We start from the raw sequence: 2,499 nt of genomic DNA, 5'->3' as shown, positions 1-2,499 counted from the left end.
TGAGCCCGACGGCGTTCGGCCAGATGGCGGTGGGCGATCCGAATCTGATGCGCCAGATCGGGCGTGGCCGTTCGCCGTCGCTCAGGACGGCGGACCGGATTCTCGCGTTCATCGCCGAGCACGACGGGGCATCGGGCGGTGGACGCGATCCCCCTCGACGGTCGTGACACCGGAGACCGACCAGCAAGCAGAGCACAACGAGGAGGAGCAGGACGATGACCGAGAACCCGAGGAACGAGAGAACGAACCCTCCGACCCGCTTCCTGCGGCTGCCCGAGGTGATGGCGCGCACGGGCCTGTCGCGGAGCACGATCTATGTCCGGTTGGCCGCGGGGTGCTTCCCCCGGCCGGTCGCCCTGGGCAGGCGCGCCGTGGGCTGGATCGAGGCCGAGATCGAGGAGTGGGTCGCCGAGCGGATCGCCGAGAGCCGATCCGTGGGCGAGCGGGCCGGTGAGCGCGTCGAGGCCGCGCACCGGATCCCCGAGGCCGGTTGGCGGGCGGCGGAGACCCGCCCGGTCCGATGATGCGGCGCGCTCGAAGCGGCCGGGGAACGGCGTCTTGGGCTTGCCTTGGGGAGGCAAGCCAGCGTACCCCGTGTAGGACACGGGGGCTGGCGAGGGGATGGCGCTGCCCCCCTTCGAACCCCACCAAGATCCGCGCGCCGCTGGAGCGCGCGGGCGGGGGCTCCGCCCCCCGTCCCCCGTGTCGGACGGTCGTCCGATGAGTGGCCGCCGCCCCGCAACCGTCTCCGCCCGCGTGTCGGCGGCCGAACTCGCCGACTGGCGGGCCAAGGCCGCGGCCGCCGGCGTTCCGCTGTCGGCGCTCGTCCGGGAGGCCATGGCCCGCACGCGCACATGGACGGCCCCGGCGGCCGAGGTCGAGCGCGAGCGCACGAAGCAGGTCGCGCGCATCGGCAACAACCTCAACCAGATCGCCCGGTGGGTGAACACCCACAAGGCCGCCATCGAAGCCGTCGAGGTGATCGTCCACCTGATCGCCGTCGAGCGGGCGCTCCGCGCGCTGGCTCCGGTCGAGAGCCCGGACGCCGATGCTCGTTAAGTTCCTCGCGCACGGAACCGGGTCGGCCCGCAAGGCGGCCAGGTACCTCCTCGGGGAGCTTGACGCTGCCGGGAAGGAGCGCGAAGGCGTCGAGGTGCTCAGGGGAGACCCCCACCAAGTGGCCGCCGTGGCCGATACGCTCCCCTTCGACCACAAGTACACCTCCGGCGTGATCGCGTGGGCGCCGGAGGACGAGCCCACCGAAGAACAGATCGAAGCCGTCCTCGACGAGTTCGAGAAGACGGCGTGGGCGGGGCTCGAATCCGACCGCTACGCATGGGCGGCGGTGCTGCACCGCGAGAAGGACGGCGGAGCGCACGTTCATGTCCTTGCCGCCCGATGCGACTTGGAGACCGGCCGGAGCCTGAACATCGCCCCGCCCGGCTGGGAGAAGACGTTCGGCGCGCTTCAGGACGCCTTCAACCACGAACACGGCTGGAGCCGTCCGGACGATCCGGCGCGGGCCAGGGTGCAGCAGCCCGGACACCGCGCCTACGTCGAGGCCGCCCAGCTGAAGGCCGGGCTCCGGATCGAATCCTCCCCACGCGACCTGATCCGGGACTACCTGATCCAACGCGTCGAGCAGGGCGCGGTGCGCGATCGCCACGAGGTCGTCGCCGCGCTCCGGGAGGCGGGGCTTGAAGTGCCCCGCCAAGGCATGGACTACCTGACCGCCATGGACCCCGAGACGGGGAAACGGTGGCGGTTGAAAGGAGAACTGTACGGAGTTGATTTCCAACGCGAACGACTTGATGGAGCGGCTGCGGAAGAAGTTGGAGACCGAGCGCAGGGAGATCGAGGAGTTGACCGCGGACGAGCTCGAACGGCTCGCCGGGAACTCGCGGCGCGCCGTGAGCTACGCGCTGCGTACCATCAGGCGCGATACGGAGGTGGCGACCGGGCGGATGCGCGAGTTGCTGATGAAGGGTTGGATGAGGCCCCTGATCGTCGGCCTGAGCCTCTCGCTCGGCACCTTCGGCGGAAGCTGGGCGACGATGCGCTGGTTGTCGAGGAGCATCCACACCCGGATCGAGGCCCGCGCCGAACTGGGCCGGGACATCGAGGACGCCCGGCGGACGCTCGCCCAACTGGAGGTGGACACGTGGGGGCTCGTGTTCCACGAGATCAAGGGCGAGCGGTTCGTCGTGGTGCCGGACGGGGTGCTGGACCGTCCGCCGTGGCGGGTGGACGACCGTCCGGCCTTGAAGCTGTCGAACGAGTGAGGAGGCTGTATGAGCGCGTTAGAGGGGCAGTTGACGAGGGCCTTGCGGAGGTTGTCCGTGCAGTACGAGCGGGAACAGCGGCGGCACTCCGAACAGGTCGAGGCCTTGCGGCGGCAAGTCGAGCGGCAGACCGGGGAGAACGCCACCTTGAGGCGGCGAATCGAGCGGCTCGACGAGCAAGTGACAGGCTTGACCGAGTACTACGGGACATCTGGCG

General features: G+C 70.3%; 2 protein-coding genes and 1 pseudogene. All 3 read left to right on the top strand.

The window, feature by feature from the left end; all coding sequences use genetic code 11:
* Positions 1-215 precede the first annotated feature (215 nt).
* Positions 216-431 (top strand): annotated as a pseudogene (locus tag RN901_RS06385) (AlpA family transcriptional regulator); the annotation flags it as partial.
* 289 nt (positions 432-720) lie between these two features.
* Entirely contained in the window at positions 721-1,059 is a 339-nt protein-coding gene (locus RN901_RS06380) for a MobC family plasmid mobilization relaxosome protein (protein WP_310757113.1), read from the top strand.
* A 728-nt stretch (positions 1,060-1,787) separates the two neighbouring features.
* Positions 1,788-2,282, top strand: a complete 495-nt coding sequence (locus RN901_RS06375) for a hypothetical protein (protein WP_310757112.1) — start codon at positions 1,788-1,790, stop codon at positions 2,280-2,282.
* Positions 2,283-2,499: the final 217 nt, after the last annotated feature.

Source organism: Candidatus Palauibacter soopunensis (assembly GCF_947581735.1).
GTDB lineage: Bacteria > Gemmatimonadota > Gemmatimonadetes > Palauibacterales > Palauibacteraceae > Palauibacter > Palauibacter soopunensis.
The sequence above is the reverse complement of the archived record's forward strand: the minus strand, read 5'-3'. Positions and strand labels throughout refer to the sequence as shown.

Excerpts from the sequence above, each read along its gene's own strand:
- RN901_RS06380 (WP_310757113.1), top strand. The coding sequence starts at position 721 with ATGAGTGGCCGCCGCCCCGCAACCGTCTCCGCCCGCGTGTCGGCGGCC.